The 2,263-nt window shown below is 64.6% G+C and carries 2 protein-coding genes; both read left to right on the top strand.

From position 1 onward, the window contains the following. A partial coding sequence (locus tag AC5JJ6_RS10210) for an ABC transporter permease (RefSeq protein WP_496041934.1) occupies nucleotides 1–547 on the top strand: 547 nt, incomplete at its 5' end. Beyond that, nucleotides 544–1,824: an amidohydrolase family protein gene (locus AC5JJ6_RS10205; protein WP_496041935.1), complete on the top strand. Its 1,281-nt coding sequence runs from the start codon at nucleotides 544–546 to the stop codon at nucleotides 1,822–1,824. The genes AC5JJ6_RS10210 and AC5JJ6_RS10205, both read left to right, overlap by 4 nt. Nucleotides 1,825–2,263: the final 439 nt, after the last annotated feature.

The following is a 2,263-nucleotide window of genomic DNA, read 5'->3' as shown; positions in this document are numbered from 1 at the left end:
CCCGGTGCTGTCGGAGATCCCGGTGATCGGACAGGCGCTGTTCAACCAGACGCCGCTGACCTATGCGGCGCTGGCGGCGGTCGGGCTGGTCGCCTGGGTGCTGTACCGGACGCCGCTGGGTCTGGCGGTCCGGATGGTCGGCGAGAATCCCGCCGCGGCTGAGGCCCAGGGGATCAGCGTGACGGCGGTCCGGATGGGGGCTGTAGTCTGCGGCAGCGCGCTGATGGCGGTGGGCGGGGCTTTCCTGACGCTGTCCGCCTTCAACGCGTTTTTCTTCAACATGATCAATGGCCGAGGCTGGATCTGCATCGCCCTTGTCGTGTTCGCCTCGTGGCGGCCGGGCAAGGCGTTGCTGGGGGCGGTGCTGTTCGCGGCATTCGATGCCCTGCAACTGAGATTGCAGCAGATCGTCGGCCCGGCCCTGCCTTATCAGGTGTTTCTGATGTTGCCTTATGTGCTGAGTATCCTAGCGCTGGTGCTGATGTCCCGGCGCGCGGCCTATCCGCGCGCATTGATGATCCCGTTCAGGAAAGGGGAGCGGCACTGATGGACTTGATCGTACGGAACGCAAATCTGCCCGACGGGCGCGTCGGGATCGATATCGGGGTCGAGAGCGGGCGGATCGCTGCTGTGGAGCAAGGGCTTCAGGCGAGTGCGCCCGAGGAGATCGACGCAACCGGACGGCTGGTGACGCCGCCCTTCGTCGATCCGCATTTCCATATGGACGCGACGCTGAGCTACGGCCTGCCCAGGGTCAACCGGTCGGGAACTCTGCTGGAAGGCATCGCCCTCTGGGGCGAGTTGAAGCCGCTGCTGACCCAGGAAGCGCTGATCGAGCGGGCGCTCGAGTACTGCGATTGGGCGGTCGGGCGCGGTCTGCTGGCGATCCGCAGCCATGTCGATATCTGCGATCCCAGGCTGCTGGCCGTGGAGGCTCTGCTGGAGGTCAAGCGGCGGGTAGCGCCCTATCTGGACCTGCAACTGGTGGCCTTTCCTCAGGACGGCTATCTGCGCTATCCCGGTGCGCCCGAACTTCTGACGCGGGCGCTGGACATGGGAGTCGATGTCGTCGGCGGCATCCCGCATTTCGAGCGGACCATGACCGACGGCGCTACGTCCGTAAGGATGCTGTGCGAAATTGCGGCGGAGCGGGGGCTTCGGATCGATCTGCATTGCGACGAGACGGACGATCCGATGTCGCGGCACGTCGAGACCTTGGCTTTCGAGACGCAGCGGGTCGGATTGCAGGGCCGGTCGGTCGGCTCGCACCTGACGTCGATGCATTCGATGGACAACTACTATGTCAGCAAGCTGATCCCGCTGATGGCGGAAGCCGGGTTGGGCGTGATCTCCAACCCGCTGATCAACATCACGATCCAGGGACGGCACGACACCTATCCCAAGCGGCGCGGCATGACGCGGGTGCCGGAGCTTATGGCGGCGGGGCTGACCGTCGCGTTCGGGCACGACTGCGTGATGGACCCATGGTACTCGCTGGGTTCCGGCGACATGCTGGAGGTTGCCGGCATGGGCGTCCACGTGGCGCAGATGACGTCGATCGACGGCATGCATGCCTGCTTCGAGGCCGTGACGACGAATGCGGCAAAGCTGATGGGGCTGGAAGGCTATGGGTTGGCGCCAGGTTGCAACGCCGATCTCGTGGTGCTTCAGGCGAGCGGCGTGGTCGAGGCGGTGCGCCTGAAGGCGACTCGCCTGTTCGTCCTGCGCCGGGGCAGGGTGGTGAGCCGGATGGCGCCGGCCGAAGCGATGCTGAGCCTGGAGGGACGGCCAGAGCGGACTGGGTTCGCAATCAGCGGACGGTAAGGCGCGTCAATTCCACGCGAGGCGCGGTACAGCCGTATTCCCTATGGAGAGAGTGCGGACAGCGGCCGGGAATGTCCCGGCCGCCTCCGCTACTGAGGGAGTACAACGATGAGCAACCATCGTTTCACTCTCTGGATCAGGCTTAAGGCGTTCGGGACCAAGGTCCTGTTCGTCCTGCGGTTCTAATCTCAGAGTGGGGGGCGGGGAATTCTAGTCCCCGCTGCTTACCCTCTATCTTAAACGAAGTTCAAAAGCGCTTCAACGGCCTGATCCGCGTCGCTTTGCCCCCGACAGGCCTCCGGACGGGTCAAAAGAAAAAGCGCGGTCCCGGTGGACCGCGCTCTCGCTTGTCGTCAGCGGCAAGGCAGGAACTCAGGGTTACTTTTTGCCCGTGACGGCATCCTTGATCGCGCCGATGGCGTTCTGGATCTTGCCCTCG

This window comes from Skermanella sp. (assembly GCF_059503625.1).
Note: the sequence above shows the minus strand (reverse complement) of the source record. Positions and strands in the feature narration are given on the sequence as shown.